The sequence below is a fragment of the Roseococcus microcysteis genome, assembly GCF_014764365.1.
GTDB lineage: Bacteria > Pseudomonadota > Alphaproteobacteria > Acetobacterales > Acetobacteraceae > Roseococcus > Roseococcus microcysteis.
Genome location: NZ_CP061718.1, coordinates 3,837,591 through 3,862,521 on the forward strand (window position 1 = coordinate 3,837,591; position 24,931 = coordinate 3,862,521).

At 71.7% G+C, this 24,931-nt stretch carries 27 protein-coding genes, 1 tRNA gene and 1 other RNA gene; 13 read left to right on the plus strand and 16 right to left on the minus strand.

Annotation, left to right across the window (positions count from 1 at the left end):
* Window positions 1-8 precede the first annotated feature (8 nt).
* Genes ICW72_RS18590 through ICW72_RS18600 form a run of 3 tightly spaced genes read right to left on the minus strand, consistent with a single transcriptional unit; the run spans window position 9 to window position 3,038 of the window.
* A complete protein-coding gene (locus tag ICW72_RS18590; RefSeq protein ID WP_191084028.1) occupies window positions 9-368 on the minus strand; it encodes a hypothetical protein in 360 nt (119 codons plus the stop codon).
* A 29-nt stretch (window positions 369-397) separates the two neighbouring features.
* The gene (locus ICW72_RS18595) at window positions 398-1,390 is read right to left on the minus strand and encodes a LysR family transcriptional regulator (protein ID WP_191084029.1); all 993 of its coding nucleotides are present in this window, start codon (window positions 1,388-1,390) and stop codon (window positions 398-400) included.
* Between the two features lie 52 nt (window positions 1,391-1,442).
* Window positions 1,443-3,038: a GMC family oxidoreductase gene (locus tag ICW72_RS18600; protein WP_191084030.1), complete on the minus strand. Its 1,596-nt coding sequence runs from the start codon at window positions 3,036-3,038 to the stop codon at window positions 1,443-1,445.
* A gap of 118 nt (window positions 3,039-3,156) precedes the next feature.
* Here ICW72_RS18600 and ICW72_RS18605 point away from each other — a divergent pair, with 118 nt between their 5' ends.
* The 4 genes from ICW72_RS18605 to ICW72_RS18620 all read left to right on the plus strand — a co-directional run bounded on the left by ICW72_RS18605 (window position 3,157) and on the right by ICW72_RS18620 (window position 6,420).
* Entirely contained in the window at window positions 3,157-4,563 is a 1,407-nt protein-coding gene (locus ICW72_RS18605; protein ID WP_191084031.1) for an FAD-binding oxidoreductase, read from the plus strand.
* Window positions 4,564-4,614: 51 nt separating this feature from the next.
* A tRNA-Pro gene (locus ICW72_RS18610) sits at window positions 4,615-4,688 on the plus strand.
* 170 nt (window positions 4,689-4,858) lie between these two features.
* Window positions 4,859-5,332, plus strand: a complete 474-nt coding sequence (locus tag ICW72_RS18615; RefSeq protein WP_191084032.1) for a ClpX C4-type zinc finger protein — start codon at window positions 4,859-4,861, stop codon at window positions 5,330-5,332.
* 110 nt (window positions 5,333-5,442) lie between these two features.
* Window positions 5,443-6,420 carry a Bug family tripartite tricarboxylate transporter substrate binding protein gene (locus ICW72_RS18620; RefSeq protein ID WP_191084033.1) on the plus strand — a complete coding sequence of 326 codons (978 nt, stop codon included), beginning with the start codon at window positions 5,443-5,445 and terminating at the stop codon, window positions 6,418-6,420.
* Between the two features lie 12 nt (window positions 6,421-6,432).
* On the opposite strand, the gene ICW72_RS18625 is transcribed toward ICW72_RS18620, so the two are convergent.
* From ICW72_RS18625 to ICW72_RS21150, 10 genes are read right to left on the minus strand one after another with little or no spacing between them, the layout of a single operon-like run.
* Window positions 6,433-7,317, minus strand: coding sequence for a gamma-glutamylcyclotransferase (locus ICW72_RS18625; protein ID WP_191084034.1), 885 nt, complete (start codon window positions 7,315-7,317; stop codon window positions 6,433-6,435).
* Window positions 7,314-8,192 carry a polyphosphate kinase 2 family protein gene (locus ICW72_RS18630; protein WP_191084035.1) on the minus strand — a complete coding sequence of 293 codons (879 nt, stop codon included), beginning with the start codon at window positions 8,190-8,192 and terminating at the stop codon, window positions 7,314-7,316. Before ICW72_RS18630 ends, ICW72_RS18625 begins: the two co-directional genes overlap by 4 nt.
* Window positions 8,189-9,427: an MFS transporter gene (locus tag ICW72_RS18635; protein ID WP_191084036.1), complete on the minus strand. Its 1,239-nt coding sequence runs from the start codon at window positions 9,425-9,427 to the stop codon at window positions 8,189-8,191. Before ICW72_RS18635 ends, ICW72_RS18630 begins: the two co-directional genes overlap by 4 nt.
* Window positions 9,424-10,290: an endonuclease/exonuclease/phosphatase family protein gene (locus ICW72_RS18640; protein ID WP_191084037.1), complete on the minus strand. Its 867-nt coding sequence runs from the start codon at window positions 10,288-10,290 to the stop codon at window positions 9,424-9,426. The genes ICW72_RS18635 and ICW72_RS18640 overlap by 4 nt, the downstream gene beginning before the upstream one ends.
* A gap of 42 nt (window positions 10,291-10,332) precedes the next feature.
* Window positions 10,333-12,372, minus strand: a complete 2,040-nt coding sequence (locus ICW72_RS18645; protein WP_191084038.1) for a DNA/RNA helicase domain-containing protein — start codon at window positions 12,370-12,372, stop codon at window positions 10,333-10,335.
* Complete coding sequence (locus ICW72_RS18650) at window positions 12,369-13,244, minus strand: DMT family transporter (protein WP_223880681.1); 876 nt, start codon at window positions 13,242-13,244, stop codon at window positions 12,369-12,371. Before ICW72_RS18650 ends, ICW72_RS18645 begins: the two co-directional genes overlap by 4 nt.
* Before the next feature lie 22 nt (window positions 13,245-13,266).
* Window positions 13,267-13,620: an MGMT family protein gene (locus tag ICW72_RS18655; protein ID WP_191084039.1), complete on the minus strand. Its 354-nt coding sequence runs from the start codon at window positions 13,618-13,620 to the stop codon at window positions 13,267-13,269.
* A complete protein-coding gene (locus tag ICW72_RS18660) occupies window positions 13,617-14,768 on the minus strand; it encodes a GNAT family N-acetyltransferase (RefSeq protein WP_191084040.1) in 1,152 nt (383 codons plus the stop codon). Before ICW72_RS18660 ends, ICW72_RS18655 begins: the two co-directional genes overlap by 4 nt.
* Before the next feature lie 19 nt (window positions 14,769-14,787).
* A complete protein-coding gene (locus ICW72_RS18665) occupies window positions 14,788-15,249 on the minus strand; it encodes a RidA family protein (protein ID WP_191084041.1) in 462 nt (153 codons plus the stop codon).
* 16 nt (window positions 15,250-15,265) lie between these two features.
* Window positions 15,266-16,771 carry a TSCPD domain-containing protein gene (locus tag ICW72_RS21150; RefSeq protein WP_191084042.1) on the minus strand — a complete coding sequence of 502 codons (1,506 nt, stop codon included), beginning with the start codon at window positions 16,769-16,771 and terminating at the stop codon, window positions 15,266-15,268.
* Between the two features lie 139 nt (window positions 16,772-16,910).
* On the opposite strand from ICW72_RS21150, the gene ICW72_RS18675 reads away from it, so the two are divergent.
* The 5 genes from ICW72_RS18675 to ssrS all read left to right on the plus strand — a co-directional run bounded on the left by ICW72_RS18675 (window position 16,911) and on the right by ssrS (window position 18,592).
* Window positions 16,911-17,264, plus strand: coding sequence for an NADH-ubiquinone oxidoreductase subunit NDUFA12 family protein (locus ICW72_RS18675; RefSeq protein WP_191084043.1), 354 nt, complete (start codon window positions 16,911-16,913; stop codon window positions 17,262-17,264).
* A 52-nt stretch (window positions 17,265-17,316) separates the two neighbouring features.
* A complete protein-coding gene (mlaD, locus tag ICW72_RS18680) occupies window positions 17,317-17,805 on the plus strand; it encodes an outer membrane lipid asymmetry maintenance protein MlaD (RefSeq protein WP_191084044.1) in 489 nt (162 codons plus the stop codon).
* Window positions 17,802-18,020, plus strand: a complete 219-nt coding sequence (locus tag ICW72_RS18685) for a hypothetical protein (protein ID WP_191084045.1) — start codon at window positions 17,802-17,804, stop codon at window positions 18,018-18,020. The genes mlaD and ICW72_RS18685 overlap by 4 nt, the downstream gene beginning before the upstream one ends.
* On the plus strand, window positions 18,020-18,385 hold the full coding sequence (locus ICW72_RS18690; RefSeq protein ID WP_191086337.1) for a DUF2155 domain-containing protein: 366 nt from the start codon (window positions 18,020-18,022) through the stop codon (window positions 18,383-18,385). Before ICW72_RS18685 ends, ICW72_RS18690 begins: the two co-directional genes overlap by 1 nt.
* Before the next feature lie 49 nt (window positions 18,386-18,434).
* A non-coding RNA gene (gene ssrS / locus ICW72_RS21440) (6S RNA) lies at window positions 18,435-18,592 on the plus strand.
* A 206-nt stretch (window positions 18,593-18,798) separates the two neighbouring features.
* Here the strand turns inward: ssrS and ICW72_RS18695 are convergent.
* Window positions 18,799-19,173 (minus strand): cell division protein ZapA, encoded by a 375-nt coding sequence (locus ICW72_RS18695; RefSeq protein ID WP_223880682.1) that lies wholly within the window; start codon window positions 19,171-19,173, stop codon window positions 18,799-18,801.
* 142 nt (window positions 19,174-19,315) lie between these two features.
* The gene (locus ICW72_RS18700) at window positions 19,316-19,528 is read right to left on the minus strand and encodes a hypothetical protein (RefSeq protein WP_191084046.1); all 213 of its coding nucleotides are present in this window, start codon (window positions 19,526-19,528) and stop codon (window positions 19,316-19,318) included.
* Between the two features lie 107 nt (window positions 19,529-19,635).
* Between ICW72_RS18700 and ICW72_RS18705 the strand changes: the two genes are divergently transcribed.
* Both ICW72_RS18705 and ICW72_RS18710 read left to right on the plus strand, forming a co-directional pair.
* Window positions 19,636-20,067 carry a hypothetical protein gene (locus ICW72_RS18705; RefSeq protein ID WP_191084047.1) on the plus strand — a complete coding sequence of 144 codons (432 nt, stop codon included), beginning with the start codon at window positions 19,636-19,638 and terminating at the stop codon, window positions 20,065-20,067.
* 40 nt (window positions 20,068-20,107) lie between these two features.
* Window positions 20,108-21,028, plus strand: a complete 921-nt coding sequence (locus ICW72_RS18710) for a class I fructose-bisphosphate aldolase (protein ID WP_191084048.1) — start codon at window positions 20,108-20,110, stop codon at window positions 21,026-21,028.
* A 56-nt stretch (window positions 21,029-21,084) separates the two neighbouring features.
* Here ICW72_RS18710 and ICW72_RS18715 read toward each other — a convergent pair whose 3' ends face one another.
* Complete coding sequence (locus tag ICW72_RS18715) at window positions 21,085-22,044, minus strand: Bug family tripartite tricarboxylate transporter substrate binding protein (RefSeq protein ID WP_223880683.1); 960 nt, start codon at window positions 22,042-22,044, stop codon at window positions 21,085-21,087.
* A gap of 122 nt (window positions 22,045-22,166) precedes the next feature.
* Here ICW72_RS18715 and ICW72_RS18720 point away from each other — a divergent pair, with 122 nt between their 5' ends.
* Window positions 22,167-22,880, plus strand: a complete 714-nt coding sequence (locus tag ICW72_RS18720; protein ID WP_191084050.1) for a TSUP family transporter — start codon at window positions 22,167-22,169, stop codon at window positions 22,878-22,880.
* Window positions 22,881-22,946: 66 nt separating this feature from the next.
* On the plus strand, window positions 22,947-24,929 hold the full coding sequence (locus tag ICW72_RS18725) for a methyl-accepting chemotaxis protein (RefSeq protein ID WP_191084051.1): 1,983 nt from the start codon (window positions 22,947-22,949) through the stop codon (window positions 24,927-24,929).
* The last annotated feature ends 2 nt before the right edge of the window (window positions 24,930-24,931 follow it).

Sequence of the window (24,931 nt, forward strand, 5' to 3'; positions counted from 1 at the left end):
CCTCCACCTCAGCGCGCCATGGCACCGAGCGCGCGGCGCATCTGCTCGATCATCATGGCGGGCACGTAGATCACCATGATGCCCTCGCCGGTGCCGATACTGAGCGGAACGAGGCCGGGGCGCGGCTGCTGCGAGAATATGGCGTCCAGGTGCAGGATGGTGAAGTCCATGCCGCCGGAAGGCTGCGAAACCATCACGCGGCCGCCGCCGACCACATTGCCGCGGGCCATCGGGCCATAGTCGATCATGAAGTCCTCCCCGGTTCCCGTCACGCGCGGGTAGCTCTGCGCCGTGGCGGGCGCAGCGAGGGAGAGGAAGGCCCCGCCCAATGTGAGAGCCAGGAGGGCCGGCCGGAAAAGATGACGCATCAGGAATCACTCCATCGTGCAGGCCGCCCTCAGGCGGCGGGCTTCACGGCGCCATGTCGCGCCGCCGGACGAAGCTTGAGGGTCGGGAAGGGGCCACATCCAGCGGATGGCCGACATGGATTCCATTCATTTCCCGTATGGGGAGCCATCGGCAGGCGGGTGGCGCGCAGCGCCTCGATGAAACGGGTCAGCGGCGCCGACCAGCGCCGCCCCGGCACCGTGACGAGGGCGATCCGCCGCGCCAACGGCGCATCCTCCACCGCGCGCAGCACGAGGCTCGGCTGGGCCGCGCTGTATTCGGGCAGGAAGCACACGCCCATGCCCGCCGCCACCAGCCCCTGGATCCAGTCCTCGCGCTCACTGAGGCAGGCGACCCGCAGCTTGGCACCCGCAGCCGTCAGCCCGGCACCCAGCGTCTCGCGATTCTCGCAGTTGATCCGCAGGAGGTAGGTCTCTCCATGCATGTCGGCCATCGTGATGCTCTCGCGCGCGGCGAAGCGGTGGCCCGCGGCACAGGCCACCATGTATCGTTCCTCGTAGAGCGGCTCGGCGCTGAAGCGCTCGGCACCGGCGGCCGGCGGGGGCATCAGGGCCGCATCCAGTTCGCCCTGCTGCAGCCGCTCGGTCAGCCGGTCGGGCCGCGCGTCATGCAGGGTGATGTCGATGCCGGGCTGGGCCGAGCGGAAGGCAGCAAGAAAGCCCGCGAAGACGCCCGGCCCGATGGAGCACAGGATGCCCAGCCGCAGGTCCGCGCTCTGCAGCCGGTGGTGCAGCGCGGCCTGGTTGCGGATGGCGGCGCTGCGCTCGGCCAGTTCCGACAGGCGCGGCAGGACGAGGCGACCCAGCGCCGTCAGATGCGTCCGGCCCCGCTCGCGCGCGAAGAGCGGGCCGCCCAGCGTGTGTTCCAGACGCTGGATGGCCCGTGAGAGGCTGGGCTGGCTGACGCCGCATTCCTCGGCGGCGCGGGTGAAGTTCAGCGTCCGGGCGGCCGCCAGGAAGAGGGTGATGTCGCGCAGTTCCATGGCGGCGGTCTCCGGTTTTCCGGAAACCGCTTCGCCACCGCCCGCGCGAAGGTTATGCCGCGCGGCGAATGAAATCCGCGCAGCGCTCGCCGATCATGATGCAGCCGGCATTGGTGTTGCCGCTGACCACGGTGGGCATGATCGAGGCATCGGCGATCCGCAGCCGCTCCACGCCCCGCACGCGCAGTTCCGTGTCCACGATGGCGCCCTCATCGCTGCCCATGCGGCAGGTGCTGGTGGGGTGGTAGATGGTGCCACCCGTGCGGCGCACGAAGTCCAGCATGGCCTCATCCGTGTCGGGGGCGGCGGCGCCCGGCGCGTATTCGGCCTCGATGAAGGCGCCCAGCGCCTTGGTGCGGGCAAGCCGCCGCGCGAGCTTGGCGCCCTCCAGCATGCATTGCCGGTCGGTTTCGGTGCTGAGATAGCGCGCCACCATGCGCGGCTTGGCCATGGGGTCGGGCGAGGCGAGCGTCACCTCGCCCCGGCTTTCGGGCCGCAACTGGCAGACGCTGATGGTGAAGCCGGGCCATTTATGCAGGCCCTCCTTCACCGTGTCGGCGCTCCAGGGGATGAAGTGGAACTGCACGTCGGGCGTGGCGCTCTGCGGCAGCACGCGGGCGAACAGCCCCGCCGTGCCGGCGGCGAAGGTCAACGGGCCGCGCCGCGTCAGCGCGTATTGCACGCCCATGGTCGCCATGCCGATCCAGGAATTCACGCGTTCGTTCATCGAAACGCGCTGGCTCGCGCGGTACATCAGCCGCGCCTGGTAGTGGTCCTGCAGGTTGCGGCCGAGTTCGGGCATGTCGCGCTGCACTTCGATGCCCATCTCCGCCAGATGCGCGGCGGGCCCGAAGCCTGAGAGCATCATGATCTGCGGCGAGTTGATGGCGCCGCCGGACAGCACCACCTCACGCGTCGCGCGGATCTGCCGTTCCTCGTTCCCCACGCGATAGGCCACGCCCACCGCGCGGCCATTCTCGACCAGGATGCGCGTCACATGCGCGTCGGTGATCAGGCGTACGCGCCCGGCCTTCACGGCGGGCTTCAGATAGGCCGTCGCGGCCGAGCAGCGGAAGCCGTCGCGCACCGTGACCTGGTACCAGCCCGCCCCTTCCTGCACGCGGCCGTTGAAGTCGTCATTGGCGGGGAAGCCCAGCTCCAGCGCCGCATTGATGAAGGCCTGGGACAGCGCGCCCTTGTCGCGCAGATCGGTGGTGGAGAGCGGGCCATCACCGCCGTGCAGGTCGGACGCGCCACGCTCCTGCCGCTGGGCTCGGCGGAACCAGGGCAGGCAATCCTCGAAGGACCAGCCCGTGCAGCCCAGCTGCCGCCAATGGTCGTAGTCCTCGGCCTGGCCGCGGATGTAGATCAGCCCGTTGATGGCCGAGCTGCCGCCCAGCACCCGCCCGCGCGGCCAGGGGATGGAACGGCCGCCGAGTTCCGGCTCAGGCTCGGTCATGTAGTTCCAGGAGAGGGTGGGGTGGTACATGGTCTTGGCGTAGCCCACCGGCACATGCAGCCAGGGGTTGGTGTCGCGGCTGCCGGCCTCCAGCACCGTCACGCGCAGCCCGGGAATTTCCGAAAGCCGCCCCGCCACCGCGCTGCCGGCCGAGCCGGAGCCGATGACCACCACATCCGTCTCGTCCATGGTTGTTTCCCCCGTTCGCGGCATGCTTGCGCCGTGGCATGAACAGGTCAATCGCCATCTGTGGCGCTTGACGCGCCGCCCGCCCGGGATTGCCATGCGGGCCGGAAGGAAATGCCCCATGCCCCCGCTCGACATGCTCAGCGCCACCCTCGGCCCCGCCGCCTGCCTCCGCGCCGAGGAGGACATCGCCCCCTATGCCGTGGATTGGCGCGGCGTCTATCACGGGCGGCCCGTCGCCGTGCTGCGGCCGGCCGACACGGCGCAGGTGAGTGAGGCGCTGCGCCTCTGCGCCGCGCAGGGCCTGGCCGTGGTGCCGGCGGGCGGGCGCACCTCGCTTTGCGGCGCCGTGGTGCCGGGTGCGGCGGGTCCGCCCAGCGTGGTACTGAGCCTGGAGCGCATGAACCGCCTGCGCGACGTGGACGCGCTGGACAATTCCCTGGTGGCCGAGGCCGGCTGCACCGTGGAGTCCGTGCAGAACGCCGCCACCGAGGCCGGCCGCTTCTTCCCGCTGCATTTCGGCGCGCAGGGTTCGGCCATGATCGGCGGCGCGCTTTCCACCAATGCCGGCGGCATCCGCACCCTGCGCTACGGCAATGCGCGCGATCTCGTGCTGGGGCTGGAGGTGGTGCTGCCCGATGGCCGCGTGCTGGATGATCTGCGGCGCGTGCGGAAGGACAATTCCGGCTATGCGCTGCGGCACCTCTTCATCGGCGCCGAGGGCACGCTGGGCGTCATCACCGCCGCCTCGCTCAAGCTCTTCCCGCGGCTGGTGACGCGCGAGACGGCGCTGGTCGCCGTGCGCAGCCCGCATGAGGCGCTGCGCCTGCTGGCGCGCTGCCAGGAAAGCGGCGCGGACCTCGTGGCCTTCGAACTGATCCGCAAGGTCTGCATCGACATCACGCTGCGGCACGGCACCAACATCCGCCAGCCGATGGAGCTTTCGACCGACTGGTACTGCCTCATCGAGGCCGCCAGCACCCATGCCGCCATCCCCGTGCGCGAGGCCCTGGAAGGCGCCCTCATGGCCGGGCTGGAGGCCGGCGAGGCCGAGGACGTGGTGCTGTGCGAGAGCGAGGCGCAACGCCAGAACCTGTGGAACATCCGCGAGACCTTCCCCACCTGCTCGCGCATGGAGGGGCCGGGCCTGCCCACCGACACCTCGGTGCCCGTGTCGCGCATCCCGGACTTCCTGGACCGGAGTGCCGCGCTGATCGCGGAGAACTGGCCGGAGGGGCGGATGGTGGCGCTGGGGCATATGGGCGATGGCAACATCCATCTCTCGCTCCAGGCGCCTGCCGGCATGACCCATGCGGAATGGCACGCGCGCGCGCCGCATTTCGAGGACCGCGTGGGGGAGATCGCGGTGGAACTGGGCGGCAGCTTCTCGGCCGAGCATGGCATCGGCCAGTCCAAGCGCGGCGCCATGGCCGCGCTGAAATCGCCCGTGGCGCTCGACCTCATGCGGGCCATCAAGTCCGTGCTGGACCCCGAGGGGATGATGAACCCGGGCAAGGTGCTTCCCTGAGAAGCCCATAGCCTTGAGTGCCCCGCCCGCTGCGCCTACAACCGGCGGCGGCGGGGCGTAGCACAGCCTGGTAGTGCGTCTGCTTTGGGAGCAGAAGGTCGCTGGTTCGAATCCAGTCGCCCCGATACGCCGCGACAGGGAACGCACCTGGCGTGTGGCCCAGGCGGGCAGAACGCCAGGGGCGTCCGCGGGTGTCAGGCTCGATCTTCAGCCGTGCAGGGCCTGCGGTGTTTGGCAAATGCCATGGCCTCTGCGTGACTTGAAGCATCCAGCTTGGAAAGCGAATTGCCGTGTCATGACAGTCAAGGAGAGGGTGCAGGGGGCGATCCGCATTCTTTTTGGGCGGAAGGAAAATGTCCCCACTTGCAGTTTTTGTGGGCGCTCCCGCCTGTCGGGCGAGACGATCGTTGCCGGACCCGGCGTCGCTATTTGCGAGTCATGCGCCTTCATGGCGCTCGACCAGGTGGCGACTCAAAACGATCCTGCGGCCCCGCAGGGCTTGATCGAAATCGGCCTCATGCCGCTCTACGAAGCCGTCTGCCTTTTGCCAGCGCAGAGAGCCACGCTGGCAGATGATCTTGCTGCGGCAGCCGCAAGGGTGCCCTGCCATCTGCTCGGCTGGTCCTACAGCTGCAGCTCGCGGACAGGGGATTATCTGGCCGTTCGTGTCGCCTGCACCGAGGACGTGGACAAAGACCTCGTTCCCGAGCGATTCCACGCGGCCCTGTTTTCAAACGACGTCGCTGCGTCACGAGGCGGAATGCCGTAACAATTTCTACCACAGGTTACAGGTTGGCAAGGCGGGCTTTCCCGTCCATCCTTCCCGGCAAAACAGGTGGGGCGATGTTTCGCCCGCGCCAAATGCAGGGAGAAATGGACATGCTCAATCGTCGCCAAGCCCTCAGCCTCGGCGTGCTGGCCGCGCCTGCGCTGCTGCCCGCCGGCGCCCTTGCCCAGGCCTGGCGCCCCACGCGCCCCATCCGCCTCATCGTGCCCTTCGCGCCGGGTGGGTCCAACGACATCGTCAGCCGGTTGATCGCGGAGCCCGCCTCCCAGACCCTGGGCCAGCCCATCGTCATCGAATCCCGCGCGGGGGCGGGCAGCGTCATCGGAAGCGAGCATGTCGCGCGTGCCGCGCCCGATGGCTACACGCTGCTGATCAACAGCGCGCATGCCACGGTGCCCGCCATCGTCGAGCGCATGCCCTATGACCCGGTGAACGACTTCGTGGGCCTGGCCGTGGCCGGCTTCTCGCCGCACGCGCTGGTGGTGAACCCGCGCTTCCCCGCCCAGAACGCCCGCGAGATGGTGGAGCGCCTGCGCGCCAACCCCGGCCAGTACAACATCGCGACCGCGGGCCTCGGCAGCGGCGTGCACCTGGCGGCGGAGCTGCTGCGCTCCACCCAGCGCGTGCAGGCCGAGGTGGTGCATTACCGCGGCGGCGGGCCGAGCGTGGTGGCGCTGGTGGCGGGCGAGGCGCAGGTGGGCACGCCCACCATGGCCTCTTCCATCGGCCAGATCCGCGGCGGGCAGCTGCGCGCCCTCTGCGTCCTGGCCGAAAGCCGCACCGCGGCCCTGCCGGACGTGCCCAGCGCGCCCGAGGCCGGAATGACCGGGCTGATCCATGAGGAGTTCTTCCCCATCGTCGCCCCCGCCGCCACGCCGCCGGAGATCGTGTCGGCGCTGTCCGCGGCGTTCCAGGCCGCCATCCGCCAGAACGCGGCGCGCCTGACGGAGATGGCGGGCGTGACCCCGCGCGCCGGCTTCGAGACGCCCGACCAGGTCAAGGCGCTGGTGCGCGAGGGTGTGGAGCGCTACTCGGCCATCCTGCGCGAGGCGGGGGTACCGAAGCAGTAAGGCGGCGGCGCGTCAGCGCTCGGCCGGGGGCGTGCGGGCGGCATAGGCCGCCCAATCCGCATGGCGGGTGGCCTTCGCCCGCCAGTCGCCCTCGGGAATGCGCGGATGGCGCGCGGCCTCGTCCATCACATAGGCATAGGCGCGGACCATGCCGTCCGCGACCCGCACGGGCAGCACCGTGCGCCGATACAGCCCGCCAGGCGCGCCGCCGGGTGGGCTGCCCTCCAGCGCGTCCATGGCGGCGAGCCGCGCCAGCGGCAGCTCCAGCACCTCGCCCGCCACCTCGCCGTCACCGAGGGCCAGGGCGGGGTAGGGGCCGCAATCATGCAGCACGCCCGCCACCCGCCCGGCCTCGCGCGGCAGGCCGTCGAGGTGGTGGGCATTGGCCTCGCCCGCCATCAGCGTGCCGTAGACGAAAAGGTGCGCGATGGTGAGCGGGGCGGGCGCATCCCGCGCCGCCGCGTCCAACATGCCATGCGCGATGCCATGCGCGGCCTGACCGCGCCGGACGATGCCGAGATAGTCCGGGTGCGGCGCGCGAAAGCCCTCGCTGCGCGTCACATAGGTCATGGCTTCCACCACGGTGCCATCGGGCAGGACGATGTGGCGCGGCGCGCGCCGGTAGGCGAAGGGCGCGCCCTCCTTGGCATCCAGCGCGGCCAGCGCCGCGGCATTGGCGCGGAACACCACGCCCTCGGCCGCCTGGCCGGGCCGCGCGCGCAGGTTCAGCACGCCGCCCTGGCGCGTGCGCGAGAAGCAGTCGAAGACGAGTTCATGGTCCAGCAGCAGGGCGGTGGAAACCGGCTCCAGCCGCGCCGCGCCGAAGCCCCGCCGCGCGCACCAGGCGTTCCAATCCGCGGCGTCCAGATTGGAGCCGTAGCCAAAATAAAGCGTCATGACAGGGCGGCGCGGGCCTCGGCGAAGGCCGCGCGGTCGGCCTCGTCCACATGGGGGTAGTGCAGGTCGAGCTTCTCCAGCGCCTCGATGATGGCGCCCACCACCACCAGCCGCGTGAGCCATTTGCGGTCGGCGGGCACGATGAACCAGGGCGCCTCGGGTGTCGCGGTGGCGCGGATGGCCTCCTCATAGGCGGCCATGTAGTCGTCCCAGTGGCGGCGCTCGCTGACATCGGCGGCGCGGAATTTCCAGTGCTTCTCCGGCTCGTCCAGGCGGGAGAGGAAGCGGTTCTTCTGCTCCTCGCGCGAGACGTTGAGGAAGAACTTCAGCACCACCGTCCCCTGCCGCGTGAGGTAGCGTTCGGTGGCCGCGATGTCCTCCAGCCGCTCCTGCCAGATGTTCTTCGTCACGCAGGCGGGGGGAAGCTGCTGCCTGGCCAGGATGGAGGGGTGGACGCGCACCACCAGCACCTCCTCATACCAGGAGCGGTTGTGGATGCCGATCTGCCCGCGCGACGGCAGAGCCTGGATGTGGCGACGCAGATAGTCCTGCTCCAGCTCCGTCGTGGTGGGCGCCTTGAAGCTGGTGACGTGGCAGCCCTGCGGGTTCACGCCCGAAAACACGTGCTTGATGGTGCCGTCCTTGCCCGCCGCGTCCATGGCCTGGAAGAGGCACAGCACCGACCATCGGTTTTGCGCGTAGAGCATGTCCTGCAATTCGGACAGGCGCTCGATGCCGCGGGCCAGCAGGTCCGGCGCATCGGCCTTGGTGAGGCCGAGGCTGCCCGCGTCGTCCGGCGCATGGTCCGCGAGGCGGAACCCCTTGCCCGAGGTGATGCGGTAGCGCGCCAGCGCGGCGGGGGTCTTGCGCTTCATGGGGGCGATGGTCGCAGCACGCGCCCGCCGCGCCAAGCCCAAAGCAGCGCGGCCGCCTGCAGGGAAGCCGTCAGCCCCATGGCCCAGCCATAGCCCGCCGTGGCCCAGCCACCCGTCTCGGTGCGCGGCCAGAGGTCGATGATGGCGCCGATCACGTATTGCAGGATGAAGACCAGCACGAGCATGGCGAAGTTGATGGCGGTGGCGACACGCCCCGCCAGCTCTGCCCCGAAGCCCTGGCCCACGGCCGCATAGCCCACCGGCCCTGCCGCACCGAACAGCGAGAAGGCGAACCAGACCATTCCCATGGTAAGCAGCCCCGCCGGCGGGTTCAGGATGAAGACGAGCTGGATGGCGAATTGCGCGCAGACCGCCAGCATCGGCACCAGCATGGCCGGCGCGCCGCGCGCCTGCAGGGCCGAGGAAAGCTGCCCCATCAGCATGGAGCCCACCGCCATGCCCGCGGCATAGACCAGCAGGATGGTGGCGCGCGGCCCGTCGTCCAGCCCGCCCACGTCGCGCAGCCAGGGCCCGGCCCATAGCCCCGAATAGACGAAGTTCATGGCCGACAGCACGATGATGGCGGGGACGAAGCGCAGGAAGGTCGGGTGGGTGAAGATGGGCCCATAGGCCGCGATCTCGGCCGCCAGGTCACGGCGCGCTGGGCGCGCGGCGCCAGGGGGCGCATCGGCCAGGGAGAACCAGATCCAGGCGGCCACCGCCAGCGCCAGCACGCCCAGGATCAGGAAGCCGCCGCGCCAGCCCACGAAGGGCAGGATCGTCGCCAGGGGCAGCGTGGCCGCCACGCCCCCCAGCGCGCCCACGAACACGCCAGCCCCCGTCATGGCGGCGACCCTATGGCGGGGAAACCACTGCGTGTTGGCCTTGAGCATGGCCATCAGCCCCGCCGCGATGCCGATGCCCGTGATGAAGCGCCCCGCCCCCAGCATGATGGGCCCCGTGGCGAAGGCGCAGAGGAAGAAGCCCAGGCCCGCCAGCAGCGTCAGCACCGCCTGCACCCGGCGCGGCCCGTAGCGGTCCAGTGCCACGCCCACGGGAAGCTGTGTCGCTGCATAGGCCACGAAGAGCACCGCCGCCAGCAGCCCGAGGTCGCTGGCCGAGAGCGCGAATTCCAGCGCCAGCAGCGGCCCGATCAGCGCCAGCACCGCGCGGCTCGCCTGGTTCAGGAAGTTCACGGCCGCGAGCGGCAGGGTGATGCGCAGGAAGGCCCTCACCGCGGGCGCAGCCGGATGCTGAGGGGGCAATGGTCCGAGATCAGGTCGCGCATCGCGCGGTCGCGCTCGGCATAGACCATGACGCGCAGGCTGCCCGGTACCATCCAACCCCGCGCCGGCCCGCCGAGCAGGATGTGGCTGATGAAGGGGCGCCCGCCGCGCGGCCCGGCCCAGCAGGGGTCGGAGACACCCTCATTGGCGCGCAGCAGCCGGCCGGCCTGTTCCAGGGTGGCACTCATCTCGTCGCGCGGATGGTCCATGCGGCGGTTGAAGTCGCCCAGGATGGCGTAGGGGATGCCCTCGCGCTCCCGCGCCGCGACCCAGCCGGCGAGGACGGCGGATTGCTCGGCCAGGTTCGCGCATTGCCTGCTGCGATCGGCATCCAGCGGGCCGGACTGGCAGCCGGCGGCGAGGTGGATGGAGAGCAGCCTGAGCCGCCCGCCCGCCCATTCCACCGTGATGTCGGTGCCGCGGCGGTGGGAGAAGCGGGCACCGGGCGCCACGTCCAGCTCGACCAGGTCCGGGTTCTGCGTCACGCGCAGATGGCGGCGGACGGCGAAGCCGGTGCGCTGCACGTCCTCCTCGTCGGGGAAGAAGAAGGCGTGGTCGCGCGGGGAGAAGACGCGCGCGGCGGCCTCCGGCCCGTCCACCTCCTGCAAGGCCACGATGTCGGCTTCCAGCCGCTGGGCATAGGCCTGCAGCCGGGCGAAGTCGGCGGGACCACGGCGGTTGATCTCGGCCGGGATCATGGGATCGCCGGCCGGGCGGAGCGAGAGCCAGGCGATGTTCCAGCTTGTCAGCCGAAGCTCGGCCGCCTGGAGGGGGGCGGCCACGAGCAGAAGCAACAGGATGAGGAGGCGCATGGGGGCACCATGCCGCGAAATGCGCGGCGCGGCGAGGCAGGCTCAGAGCAGCAATTCGGCGGGTGTCGCGGCCGGTGCGGGCACAAGGTCGCGCGCGCCGCAGGCGCGGAGGAAGTCCGCGATGGCGTCCATCTCGGCGGCGGGGCGCGTGGGGTCGTGAAAAGGGTCCTCGGCGGAGCTGCCGGGTGGCACCCAGATCACCGTCTCATAGCGCGCGCGGGTCAACAGCACGCGGTAGGTGTTCCGGATGAAGTCGCGTTCCTCCATGCCGGCCACCACCTGCCAGCGCGCGCCGGCGAAGGCCCGGCATCGCCAGCCGGCGCCGTGCCGGATGAAGTCGCCGCCCCAGGCCAGGCCCACCACGTCCAGCTCAAGCCCCTGGCAGGCATATTCGGTGGCGCAGACTTCCAGCGCGTCGGAGGCGCGGATGTCGGGCCAGCGTTCGAGGAACCAGGAGACGGGCTCATCGGTGCCGGTCAGTTCGGCGCCGAACCCCTCGCCACGCAGGCGCCGCGCGCCCGAGGAGCGCACGAAGCCCGCGCGCCGCAGCCCCGGCGCTATCCGCCGCAGCGCCGCCCGCGCCTCGGCCAGCGAGCGTGTGACGAAGTAAGGAACCCCGCCCGCCTCCGCCGCGATGCGCGCGGCCCGCCCCGCCTCGCCCCGCACCACGGCATCCACCCATTCCGCGCCCGCGGGGCTGCGGACGGAGCGGATGGGCACCGTGAGATCGAGCGCCGGGTCGAGGCGGAGCCAAGGCCCGGGCATCAGGCGTTGCGCGGCGTCCGGCCCCTCCAGCACGCGCGGCGCGGCGACCGCGTGCCAGCCGGGCGCCGCGGCGATCACATGGCCCCATTCGGCCAGCCCCGCCTCGCCGGTGTTGATCTCCTGCCCCTGGCCGACCAGGGCGATGATGGCGGCGAAACCGGCATGGCGGCCCATGATGGCCAGCGCGTGCGCGGGCTCGCTCATGGTCAGCGTGCTCTTGCGGCGCTGTGTGTCGCGGCTCGCCTGGGCGGCGTTCCAGGCGCGCTGCGCCTCGTCGAAGACGATGACGCGTTCATGCGGGGCGGTGGGTTTGTGGGCATTGTCGCCCAGGAAATTGTGGACGTTCTGCAGCGCCTGGGCCGTCTCATGCCGGGCCGCGCGGAGGCGCCCGGCACGGCGACGCCGCTCCGGGTCATTGCTCGGGCCGAGTGCCAGGCTGATCCCCGCGCGGTCACAGGCCAGGGCCTCGCGCAGCACCGCGACCAGCGGGGCGTTGCCCGTGAGGAAGGCCGTCCCTTCGCGCCGATGCTCGCCGAAGACCACGTTCAGCCCGCACAAGGTCTTGCCGGCACCCGGCACGCCGGTGACGAAGACCACCACCCGCTCACCGGCGGCGCGCGCCGCGTCCAGGGCGCGGAGGATGGCCTCGGTGGTCGCGGTCAGGTTCGCCGTGTCCGCCCGTGCCGCGGCGATGTCGGCCACGGTGTTGCGCGCGAAGAGGCGGGCCGCGGCCTCCACGATGGTGGGCACGGGCGCATAGGCGGCTTCGAACCAGGTGCCTGGGTCGAGGGGAGGGGCATCGGGCGCCGCGTTGTGCAAGGTGGCGAGGCGTTCGGGCAGGTTCGCGGCGTTGGCCAGCGCCACGGGCGCCACCCCCGGCACCGGCAGGCCCAATTGCAGCGGCACGGTGCGCGCGCCGGTGGCGACCAGGATGGGAATGACGGGATGCGCGCGGCTGGCGGCGTGGAAATCATGCAGGTCCTGCGCGTAGTCCTCGACCTGGGCCAAGTCCGCCGCCGCCATTTGCGTCGCGCCCACCTTGAACTCCAGCACCAGAATGGCGCGCGCGGTCACCAGGACCACGTCTATCCGCCGTTCCAGCCGCAGCATGTCGTATTCGAAGCCGATCCGCGCCTCGGCCCAGCACGGCGCGGCCAGGGCCGCCTGCAACATCTGGGCCTGCGCTTCCCAGGCGCGCAGCTGCGCCGGCTCCCCTGCCAGCCGGCGCCGCATCTGCGCCGCGGCCAGGCGTGCGGCGATGGCCGCCGGTGCCGTGGCGAGCAGTTCAGGGACGGTCAGCTCCAGCCAGGCCCTCATGCCCGTGTCCTGCCAGGCCAGGTCGCCAGCAGCAAACTCCCCATCATCAGCGCGAAGCCCGCCGCATGGATCAGGCCGAAACGCTCGCCCAGAAACACCACCGCCGTCACCGCCGCGGTCGCCGGCAGGAAGCCCGTGAAGACGCCCGCCACCCCCGCCGGCACGCGCCGCAGCCCCGCGAACCACAGCACGAGGCACAGCACGCTGGCCGTCAGGGAATGGAACACCAGCAGCCCCAGCAGCGAGGGGTCGGCCAGCGCCGCCGCCGTGCCGAAGCCGGGGGCGGCGAAGGGCAGCAGCACCAGCGCCGAGAAGCCCTGCATCCAGAGCGAGGCCGTGAAGACCGGCACCGCGCCCGCGATGCGCTTGGCCAGCAGCACATAGATGGCCTCGCCACAGACACCCACGAAGATCAGCAGGTTCCCCAGCGCCGAGGACGCGCCCGCGCCACCCCCCAGCCGCGCCAAGGTGATGGCGGCCATCCCCAACCCGGCCAGCCCCGCCGCCAGCCATTGCCGTGCCGAAAGCCGCTCGCGCAGCCAGAGGAAGCTGCCCAGCGCCACCACCGCCGGCAGGGTGGCCAGCACCAGCCCGCCCTCCAGCGCCGAGGTCAGCCGCAGCCCGGCCAGCAGCCCCGCATTGTAGAGCGCCGTGCCGAAGACCGCCTGGAGGAAGAGGTTGCGCTTCACCGCGCCCGGCACCCGCACCGCGCCATCCAGCCAGCGCGCCAGCGGCCAGAGCACCGCCACCGCCAGCGCGCAGCGCAGGAAGGCGATGAGCGCGATGGGCAGTGCCTCCGCCAGCAGCTTCGCCACCGCCACATTCGCGCCGACCAGCGCCATCGCAAGGGCGAGCTGGCTGTAGGCCAGCATCACGGCAGGGGCGCCACCCGTGTCACGCGGGCGGCGTCCGCGCCGGCACGCCGTGCTTCAGCCGGTCCACATCCACGAGCTGGACGGGGAAGCCCGCGATGTAGCCCTCGGCGTCGAAACCATAGCCCTCGGCCTCCAGCAATGCGCGCTGGGCGGGTTCGGCCACGCGGCCATCCACCGCCACCAGGCGGTGCCAGGGCAGGCGGTCACGCTCGGGGCCATCGAGGCTGGCGATGATGTCGGCCACATCGCGGGGCCGTGCGTCCAGATGGGCGGCCACGGTGGCGAAGGTCACCAGCGCGCCGCGCGGCACATGGGTCGTGATGGCCAGGACATCGGCGCGGAGGCGGTCCACCTCGGGTGGGCTTGTTGTCATGTCTCTCCTCCCTCGCGGCGATAGGGCGAAAGCTCGGCCAGGTCCTGCATGCGTGCCTGCACGGCGGGCCGCTCCGCCTCCAGGAAATTCGCGACCGCATCCGACAGTCCGCGATGCTGGATGAGATGCGCCGACCAGGTGGGGCTGGGCAGGTAGCCGCGCTGGATCTTGTGCTCGCCCTGCGCGCCGGCCTCGACGCGGGGCAGCCTGTGCTGGATGGCGAAGTCTATGGCGCGCAGGTAGCAGAGTTCGAAGTGGAGGAAGGGCACCTCCTCCACGCAGCCCCAGTTGCGGCCATAGAGCGCGTCGTTGCCCAGCAGGTTCAGGGCGCCTGCCACGGGCTCACCGTCGCGCTCGGCCCACATCAGCACCACGCGCTCGCCCAGGCGGTCGCCCAGCAGGGGCCAGAACTGGGGCGTGAGGTAGGCGCTGCCCCAGCGGGAATCCACCGTGTTGCGGTAGAAGCCGTGGAAGGCGCGCCAATGCTCGCGCGTGATCTCGTCGCCGCGCAGGGTGCGAAGCGTCAGGCCGCTTTCCGCCACCTCCCGCCGCTCGCGCCGCAGGGCCTTGCGCTTGCGCGAGGAGAGCGCGCCGAGGAAGTCCTCGAAGGTCTCGTAGCCCCGGTTGTGCCAGTGGAACTGCACGCCCAGGCGTTGCAGCCAGCCCAGCCGGCCGAGTTCCTGCCACTCTTCCTCCGTGCAGAAGGTGACATGCACCGAGGAGCAGTTCAGCGCCCCCATGGCCTGGCGCAACCCCTCGGCAAGTGCGGCCACCGGCACGCCCGGCCGCCGCAGCAGGCGCGGCCCGGGCACGGGGCTGAAGGGCACCGCCACCTGGAGCTTGGGATAGTAGCGCCCGCCCGCGCGCTCATAGGCATCGGCCCAGCCATGGTCGAAGACGTATTCGCCATACGAATTGGCCTTGGCGTAGCAGGGCGCGCAGGCCAGCAGCGCCCCACCCTCGTCGCGCAGCGCCAGGTGTTGCGGCAGCCAGCCGGTGCGAGGCCCGGTGCTGCCACTGTCCTCCAGAGCCGAGAGGAAGGCATGGCTGACGAAGGGGTTGTCCCCCGCGCAGGCATCCCACTCCGCCACCGGGATTTCCGCGATGGCGCGGTGCAGGCTGAGCGTCAGGGGGAGGGGCGAATCCATTCCCCTCATGTAATGCAATTCAGGCCAGTTCCAGGATGGCCTCGACCTCCACGGCCACATTGCCGGGCAGGGCGGAGACACCCACCGCGCTGCGCGCATGCCGACCGGCCTCGCCGAAGACGGCCACGGCGCAGTCGGACGCCCCATTGATGACCTGTGGCTGGTCGCCGAAGCCGGGGGCGGAGTTCACATAGCCCGTGATCCGCAGCACGCGCTTGACGCCGTTCAGGTCCCCACCCGCCGCCGCCCGCGCATGGGCGAGGATGGCGAGGAAGCAGTTCTCCGCGGCCGCCTTGGCCTCCTCCACGCTCACTTCGGCGCCCACCTGCCCGATGGGCCAGAGCTTCCCGTCACGCCGCGGTACCTGGCCCGAGACGTAGAGCGTCTTTCCGGAGATGGTGAAGGGAATGTAGTTCGCGACCGGCGCCGCGGCCGGCGGCAGGGTCAGGCCGAGTTCGGCCAGGCGGGCTTCGGGGTTCATCGGCAATTCCTTGGTTTCAGGCCACGACGCGCAGCCGCCCGCGCCGTTCCGCGACAGGGGTGGCCGGCAGGTCCAGCGGCAGCAGCGGCGCCTGCTCGGTGGCGCGGGCGGTGGCGTCGGGCGCCACATCCTCCATCTCGGGCTGGGGCAGGGCGCCGCCCAAATAGTCCATGGCCAGGCGCCGGAAGGCCCAGTCCAGCACCGAGGTGGCGCGGGGAATGTCCGGGTCGCCCTCCACCACGCCGGCGGGGCCGAAGCGCGTATAGGCGAAGGCATCCACATAGGCGGCGAGCGGCACGCCCTGCGCGAGGCCGAGCGACACCGCCTGGGCAAAGCCATCCATCAGGCTGCGATAGGCCGCCCCCTCCTTGGCGAGGCTGAAGGCGATCTCGCGCAGCTTGCCATCCTCCTCGGAGGTGCGCAGCGCCACCCGATGCCCGCCGATGGCGACATGCAGCGTCTGGCCCAGTTGCCGGCGCAGGGGCGCGCGGGGCGCGGCGGCCGGGCGGGCCGGGGCGGGCAGGGCCACCGGGGCGGGAGCCGGCGCGCTGAGGAAGGGCGTCACCGCCTCCAGCATCAGGCGCCGCGGCGCGTCGCCCACCGGGGCCAGCAGGCGGGCCACCTGGTCCGGGGCGGCGCGGCGGGCGGCGGCGGTGGGCACGTCCACCACGCCCGAGGGGGTGGAGACGGGCCGGCTGGCCCCCGGGGCGGGGGCGATGCCGGCGGTCTCGGCCCCCAGCAGCGCCTCGGCGGCATCGGCGGGCGAGAGCGCCACCACACGCGCATGGCGCAGGCCGGGGGCGCCCATGGCGGCGTCCAGCGCGGCACGGGCGGCGGCGGCGAGGCCGGGCACGGGGGTTTCGGCGGGCGGTTCGGGCCAGATCAGCGCCACCGGTTCCCGCGCGCCCAGCCGCTGGGCGAGGCGCCCGCTTTCGGTCTCGGCGGCACCGCGGGTGATGGCCGCGATGGCGGCGGCCACCTGCCGCGCGCCCGCGCTGTCATAGGGCAGGCCCAGCCCGGCCAGCAGCCCGGCGAGGTCGGCGAAGCCCAGGCGCAGCTTCAGGGGCTTGCCGCCCGTGCTGGCGTCGAGGAAGCGCAGGCCCAGCGCGCAGGCCTCGGTGTAGCCTTCCAGGTCGAAACCCCCCTCGGGCTCCAGGAAGGCGGGCAGGTTCAGCACGAAGCGGGGCTCGCCGCGCACCTCGCCGCGCCAGCTCTCGGCGCCGGGGGCGCCGCGGCGGGTCAGCAGCAGGGCGCGCCAGCCTTCGGCCAGGGCGCGGGCCTCATCGGCCTCGACCACGCCGGCCTTCTGGCCGCGGCTGAGGGCTCGGGAAATCCAACCCTCGGCCAGGCGGCGCAGCGAGACGGGCCCCTGGCCGGGTGCGAGGGCGGCGAGCGCCGTCGCGGCCTCATCCTCCCAGGCCGCGGGCAATGCCACGGCGCGCGGGGCGGCGTCGGGGTCCGCCCCCGCCCGGGTGCGCCGCAGCGCGAGACCTTCCCACAGCGTGCCGTCATTATGTCCCATAGGGCGCAGGCTAACCCGCCCCGTCGCCCCAGGGAAGCCGGATGCGGTGGTCTGGCCATCCCAGGCCCACCATATCTTGTGGAAAAGCCGCGCGGCACTCCGGTTGGACGGCGGGCGCGTTTTGTGGGATGATGCGGTCATGTCCGCCATCCGCCTTTTCTTCGCCCGCCTCACCAGCCGCAAGGTCGGCGCTGATGAGTTCGGCAATGTCTATTACGAGTCGCGCAAGCCCATGCCGGTCTACAACCGGCCTCGCCGCCTCGTGGCGCTGGCGCGCGGCCTCGACAGCTCCTCGGTGCCGCCCGAGTGGCATGCCTGGCTGCACCACACGACCGATGCGCCGCTCTCCGGGCCCAAGCATCCCTGGCAGAAGCCCCACCGCCCGAACATGACGGGCACCCCCGGGGCCTGGCGCCCGGCCGGCCATGACTATTCGGGCGGTCGCCGCCGCATCACGGGCGGCGACTACGAGGCCTGGACGCCGGGCGGCTGAGCCGCCACATGGGCGGCGTCGGGCGTCTCCGCTCCGCATAAGGAATTATCGCATGAAGGCCCAAAGACTGGCCGAGATCGCGACGGGTGCCGTCGTCATCGCCGTGGCCGTGTTCTTCCTGGCCTATGCCGTCGTGCAGGGCGGCCGCGCCACCGCCGCCGGCGGCGGCCTGGTGCTGACCGCCGCCTTCGACCGCGTGGACGGGCTGAACAATGGCGCCGATGTCCGCATCGGCGGCGTGCGCGTGGGCTCCGTCACCGAGATGCGGATTGATCCGCGCACCTTCCTGGCGGAAATCACCCTCAACGTCCGTTCGGACCTGCAATTGCCGCGCGATTCCTCGGCCGAGATCCAGTCGGAATCCCTGCTGGGCGGCCGCTATGTCGCCATCGTGCCGGGCGGGGCGGAGCAGGTGCTGGCCAGTGGCGGGCGCATCACCGACACCCAGGGCTCGATCAGCCTGGAAAGCCTGCTGGGCCGCTTCATCTTCTCGGTGACCCAGATGAATCCCGGCGGCGAGGCCGCAGCGGCGCCTCGATGACCGCCCTGCCCGCCATCTGGCCTGGCGCCGATGGGCAGCCCATCGCATGTCGGGAGAAGCTGAAGGTCCTGGCGGAAAACCACGAAGAGGCGGCCCAGATCCTGCAGGATACCTTCGAGGACGCACTGCTCATGGGCGTGGACGAGGCCGCGATGCGCGACATCCTGGCCGGGTTGGTCGCCGGGCTGCGCAGCCCGAAGGGGCGGGGGGCGTGATGCGCCGTCTCTTCCTGGCGGCCCTGCTGGCGCTCATGCTGCCCACGCTTGCTCAAGCCCAGGGCTGGGTCGAGCGCCGCACCGCCGAACTCCAGGCGCTGGACAAGGTCACGGCGCGCATCTCCGTGATCCGCGCCACGCTGGGCCAGCCGCTGCAATTCGGCACGCTGACCATCACGCTGCGCGCCTGCCATGCCCGCCCGCCCGACGAGGTGCCCGATGCCGCCGCCTGGCTCGAGATCACCGATTCGCTCAGCCCGCCCAACAGCGGCCCCGTGTTCCAAGGCTGGCTCTTCGCCGCGGCCCCCGCGGTGAACATGCTGGAACATCCGGTCTATGACCTGCGCGTTCTGAGCTGCCGCTGAGGCGGCATGCCCCCTTGTTCCGGCGGCCTGTCGGGGCCACTGTCTGGGGGCGAGGCTGCCCGGTGCGTCAGGTACAGACATCCCCAGGGCCAATACGCAACTCCCGGGAACTGGCGCTGGCCGAACCGTGGTTCGGCTATCTGGTGCCCACCTGCTTATGGCAGGCCTTGGGAGGATGCAGACGCCAACGGCCAGGGTGGCTTCGCGCTAAACCCTGTTCAGCCGCTTTGCGGCTGAACAGGGTTTAGTTTTTTTTATGCCCTCAAACGCCGGGCGCCGCCTCCGGCGGCTTGGCATCCGCGCCTTGCACTGATGCTCTGGGTTCAATTGTCGGTCTGGGCGCGCCGGCCGCTTTGCGGCCGGAGCGTGGGGAAGGCGTGCCGGTGCTTGCTGAGCTTGTGCCGGCCGTGCCCTCAATCCTTCTCCAAATTCTGCGCGATGCCCTCGATCCGCTCCGCGATCCGCGTCAGCCGCTCGGCCAGCATCGGGTCCTGCTCCTGCGGGGGCAACTGGATCAGGCCGGGGGGCTGGGCCTGGTGCTGGGCCACCTCGCGGCGCAGCCGCAGCAAATCCATCCGCAGGTCATTCGCTTCATCCGCGAAGAGCAGCGCCACATGCAGCAGCATCCGCGATTCGCTGAGCTGCCCGCCCATGGAGCGGATCAGCCGCACCTTCTCCTCGATCTGCGCGATCAGGTCCTGGACATGGCCTTCCTCGCCATCCTTGCAGCCGATGGTGTGGCTGTAGCCATTCACCCGGACATTCACCTGGCCCATCGGACCCTCCATGCTGCTGGCGGCCCTGGGCGGGGCCGCGTGCTTCTCGCCGTTTAGAGCGGGATGCGTTGAGGTGGAATCACCGAAAACGCTGAAGCCCGCTCTCAGCAAGGGCTGGAGCAGGCTGTGTGAACGCGTGTGAACGCGGCATGCTCTAGCCTTCCGGCTCGTCCAGCGCCCCGCGGAGCCGGACCAGCGTGTCGTCCAGCTGGGCCGAGAGCGCTTCCAACTCCGTGCGCGGGACCGTGCCTTCCGTCTCCGCCTCGCGCAGCCGGGCGGCGCGCCACGTCTCCAGCGCGCTGGCCAGCCGTTCCACCGCGGCTTCAAGTCGTTCGGCCGCCAGCATGTTCATGTCCTTCGCGGCCAAGCCCGTCTCTCCACGCCCATGCCCCAACGGATTGTATGCCGCTCCGTGGGAAAGCCCTTGCGGAAAGCGTTGACATGCCAGGGAAGCAGGGTCAACCGCGTTGCAGCATGCTCCCCCCTGCGACCCCTTCCCCCTGCGTCATCATCCACGGCGCGCCTGAGCTGGCCGCCGTGCTGGCGCTCGCGGGGGACAGGCCGCCCCGGCTGCTCTCGGCGCCCGGGGCCGCCGCCTGGTGGGGGGTGGAGGGGTTCCGCGCGCTGCTGGTGGCGCATGACGCGCTGCCGCTGGGCATTCTCGACGCGGGTGATGCGCCGGGTCACGCCCTGGCTGCCCTCCGCGCGGGCTTCCAGGCCGTGGTGCTTTCCCGCGCCGTGCCGGTCTTTCCGGCCCTGGCCGCGCTCTTCGCGGAACAGGGGGTGACGCTGCTGCCCGAGGCCCCGCCGGCGCTCGACCTCGCCCGGGTGCAGCTGCACAAGCCGCAGGGCCAGAGGCACCTCGCGCGATGGCTCGGGCTTCCCCGCACACCTGATCTGGCCTAACACCCGGCAAACAGGCCGATTGCCCCCGAAAGGACATGCGATGAAGCTGACCCCGCAGGTGAAGAAGATCCTCTCCTGGTATGAGAGCGACAACCCCGGCACCAAGGCGAACCTCGCCCGAATCCTGATGACGGGCCGCCTGCGCGGCACCGGTCGCATGGTGATCCTGCCCGTGGACCAGGGCTTCGAGCATGGCCCGGCCCGCAGCTTCGCCTCGAACGCCGCCGCCTATGACCCGCACTACCTGTTCGACCTGGCCATCGAGGCCGGGCTGAACGCCTATGCCGCGCCGCTGGGCATGATCGAGGCGGGTGCGGCCACCTATGCCGGCTGCATCCCCACCATCCTGAAGGTGAACAGCAGCAACAGCCTCTCCACCACCAAGGACCAGGCCGTGACCGGCACGGTGGCGGACGCGCTGCGGCTGGGCTGCTCGGCCATCGGCTTCACCATCTATCCCGGCAGCGAATACCAGTTCGAGATGATGGAAGAGCTGCGCGAGCTGGCCGCCGAGGCCAAGGATGCCGGCCTCGCCGTCGTCGTGTGGTCCTATCCGCGCGGCCCGATGCTGGACAAGACGGGTGAGACCGCGCTCGACATCTGCGCCTATGCCGCGCACATGGCGGCGCTGATGGGCGCGCACATCATCAAGGTGAAGCCGCCCACCGACGCCGTGTTCCTCGACGCCGCCAAGAAGACCTACCAGGACTTCCCGGTGGAGGTCTCGGACGGCGCCGCGCGCATCGCCCACATCGTGAAGGCCTGCTTCAACGGCCGGCGCCTCGTGGTGTTCTCGGGCGGCGAGACGGCGGGCGCCGACAGCCTGCTGGCCTCGGCCCGCGCCATTCATGGCGGCGGCGGCAATGGCTCCATCGTGGGCCGCAACGCCTTCCAGCGCCCGCGCGAGGAAGCGCTGAAGCTGCTGTCCGACATGATCGACATCTACAAGACCCGGGCCTGAACCAAGGCCTGGTCAAGGATTGGGGGCGCGGGTTCCGCGCCCCCTTTTTCATGCCCTCATTCGATCCGGATATTCGCCTCCTGCACCAGCCTTCCCATGGTGGCGCGGCCTTCCTCCACATAGCGCGCGAAGTCGGCCGGGCTGCTGCCCACCGGAACCGCGCCGATCTGCGCGAGGCGCTGCGCCACCTCGGCATCCTCCAGCGCGTGGCGCAGCGCGGCATGGATGGCGGCGAGGGCGGGCTCGGGCGTGCCGGCGGGCGCGAAGAGGCCCGTCCATTCCGACAGTTCCACGCCCTGGATGCCCAGCTCGGCGAAGGTGGCCAGTTCCGGCGCAAGTGCGACGCGCTGCGGCGCGGACAGGGCGATGAACCGCGCCCGCCCGCTCTCCACGATGGGCTTGGCCGAGAGCAGGGTGATGAAGACGCCATCCAGCGTGCCGCCCGCGAGGTCCCGCGCCGCCGCCGCACCGCCGCGATAGGCCACATGGGTCAGTTCCACCCCCGCCGCGCGCGAGAGCATGGCGAGCCCCAGATGCCCCGCCGTCGCATTGCCCTGGGTGCCGATGTTCAGGGGCTGGCGGCGGGCCAGCGCCACGAATTCCTCCAGCGTCCGCACCGGCAGGTCCGCCTTCACGGCCAGCACCTGCGGGAAGGTCACGACCTGCGAGATGGGGGTGAAGGCCGTGTTGTAGTTGAAGGGCAGCCCCTGCAGCAGCGAGGGGTTCACGATGTGGCTGGAGGCATCCATCAGCAGCGTCTGGCCATCGGCCGTGGCACGCGCCACCTCGCCCGCGCCCAACGAGCCGCCGGCACCGGTGCGGTTCTCGACCGCGATGGGCTGGCCCAGGCGCTCGCCCATGCGGGGGCCGAGGGTGCGGGTGCTGCTGTCGGCCGCACCGCCGGCCGCGAAGGGCACGATCATGCGGATGGGGCGGTTCGGGCTCCAGCCTTGGGCGCTGGCCGTGCCGGCGGCGAGCAAAGCGGGCAGGGCGAGGGAAAGGCGGCGGGTCAGCATGGGTGTCCTCCCGGTCATGCAACGGATTACCGGGCAGAAAGCCGCGCGGCCCGGCCCCGTCAAGCCGCATCGCTTCGCTGTCCGCTGAAACCGCATGGCGCGACGCGCGGTAGCAGGGGGCCATGACCGACCTCATCGCCATCGCCCTCGTCTTTCTCCTCGCCGGTTTCGTGAAGGGGGTGATCGGGCTTGGCCTGCCCACCATTGCCATGGGGTTGCTGGGGCTGATCCTGGGGCCGGCCCATGCGGCCGCCCTGCTGCTGCTGCCCTCCTTCGTGACCAACCTGGTGCAGATGGGGCCGCCCGCCGCGGCGCTTTCCATGGCGCGGCGGCTTTGGCCCATGCTGCTGGGCGTGGTGGTGGGCACGGCGCTGGGTGGCTGGCTCTGGGGCGGGTTTGGCGGGCGGCTCGGTGCCGTGCTGCTGGGGCTTGCGCTGATGGCCTATGGCGCGCTGGGGCTGCTCGCCTGGCGGCCCGCCTGGCCGGCGCGGGCGGGGCTGCCCGTGGGCCTCGCCACCGGCGCGCTGACGGCGGCCACGGGCGTTTTCGTCCTGCCGGCGGTGCCCTGGTTGCAGGCCCAGGGGTTGGGGAAGGAGGGGCTGGTGCGGGCGCTGGGCGTTTCCTTCACCGTCTCGACCCTGGCGCTGGGCGGGCTGCTGGGCGGTTCGGGGCTGCTGGAGGGTGGGCTTCTGCTGGCCTCGCTGCTGGCGCTGGCCCCGGCATTGGCCGGGCAGTGGCTGGGCGCGCGGCTGCGCCATGCCTTGCCCGAGGCGCGCTTCCGCCAGGTCTTTTTCCTGGGGCTGGCGGCGCTGGGGGCGGCGATCGCGCTGCGCTGATTGCGGCTAACACCTACGAATTCTTCATCTTCCAACGGTCAGGATGGGGTTCGAGGAGAATTTCGCATGCAAAGCTTCGCCCTGTTCCGTTTCAAGAGCCTCGGCACCAGCCTGGCATTGGCCATGACGCTGGTCGCCTTCCTGGCCTGCGCGGGCTTCGCCGCCGTGCTGCTGGTGAACCAGCGCAACTCGCTCGATGAGGACACCGAACGCCGCCTCGCCAGCGCCCGCACCGGCTTCGAGACGGCGCTGGCCGCCGAATCGCGCGAGGTGCTGACGGCCTCCGAAATCCTCGCCGCCCTGCCGGCCGTGACCCAGGCCGTCGTCGCGCGCGACCGCGACGCGCTGCTCGCCCTGCTGCGCGACGGCCAGGTGGCCGCCCAGGCGCGCGGCCAGCGGCTGAACGTGCATCTGCCCCCCGCGGTGAACCTGCTGCGGGTCTGGCGGCCCGAGCAGCATGGTGATGACATCGCCTCCCGCCGTGGCACCGTGGTCCAGGCCGCCACCACCGGCCGCAGTGTCGCGGGGCTTGAGGTCGGCGCGGCGGAGGTCTCGCTCTTCGGCGTGGCGCCCATCCGGTCCGGCGGACAGGTGGTGGGCACCATGGACGTGGCGCTGGGCCTGACGCCGGAGGTGCTGGGCCGCCTGCGCGACGCGGCAGGGCTGGACTTCACCCTCTATCGCCGCACGGCCGAGGGCACGGCGCGCATCGGCGGCGGCCTGCCCGGCGCGCCCGATGGCACGCTGGACGCCGCCGCGCGCCAATCCATCCTGGGTGGCGCCGAGCTGCGCCGCGAGGCCCAGGCCGGCGGCCGGGACTTCGCCATCCTGGCCGTGCCGCTGCGCGACTTCGCCGGCCAGCCCATCGGCACGGTGGAATTCGCCTATGACCTCTCCGCGAAGGCGGCCGCCTTCCAGACCGCCCTGCGCTCGGTGGGGCTGACCGCGCTGGTCATGCTGCTGCTGGCCGCCACCGCCGGTCTGCTCTTCGCGCGCGGTCTGAGCCGCCCGCTCAAGGGCATGACGGTGGCGCTGGAAGGCCTGGCCGCGGGCCGGCTGGATGCCAGCGCCGCGGGCGCCGACCGCCGCGACGAGATCGGCGGCATGGCCCGTGCCTTCGCCACCCTGCGCGCCGCGCTGGTGGAGGCCGAGCGCCTGAAGGCCGCCCAAGCCGAGGCCGAGGCGCGCCTCGCCGCCAGCCGGGCCGAGGCCACCGCCGCCACGGCGGCCGAGGTGGAGGGTTCGCTCTCCGGCGTCACCGGCGCGCTGACCGAGGCCGGCGCCCGGCTCGCGGAGGCGAAGTCGCGGCTGGAGGAGACCTCGCTGCGCTCGGGCGCGGCCAGCCAGGACGCGGCCCAGGGGGCCGGCATGGCGGCCGAGAATGTCCGCGCCGTCGCCGCCGCCGCCGAGGAGCTGGCCGCCTCCACCAGCGAGATCGGCCGCCAGGTGAGCGAGGCCGCGCGGGTGGCCTCCGAAGCCAGCCAGCAATCGCGCGAGACGGACGCCAAGGTGCAGACGCTGACCGAGGCCGCGAGCCGCATCGGCGATGTGGTGCGCCTGATCAACGGCATCGCGGGCCAGACCAACCTGCTGGCGCTGAACGCCACGATCGAGGCCGCGCGCGCCGGCGATGCCGGCAAGGGCTTCGCCGTGGTGGCGAGCGAGGTGAAGAACCTGGCCGGCCAGACCGCCCGTGCCACGGAGGAGATCGGCGGGCAGATCACCGCCATGCAGGCCGCCATGGAGGCCGCGGTCAGCGCCGTGGCCGACATCGCCGCCACCATCCAGCGGCTGGACGGCATCACCACCGCCATCGCGGGCGCCGTGGAGGAGCAGGGCAGCGCCACGCGCGAGATCGCGCGCTCGGTGCAGGAAGCGGCGGTGGGCACCTCGCTCGCCTCCACCGCGGCCGAGCGCGTGGCCGGTGAGGTGGATGCCGCGCGCGGCGCGGTGCAGGGCGTGGGCGAGGCGATCGGCGTCATCGGCGAGCAGTCGGGACGGTTGGACGCCGAGGTGGGGGCGCTGGTGCGGCGGCTGCGGGCCGCATAGCT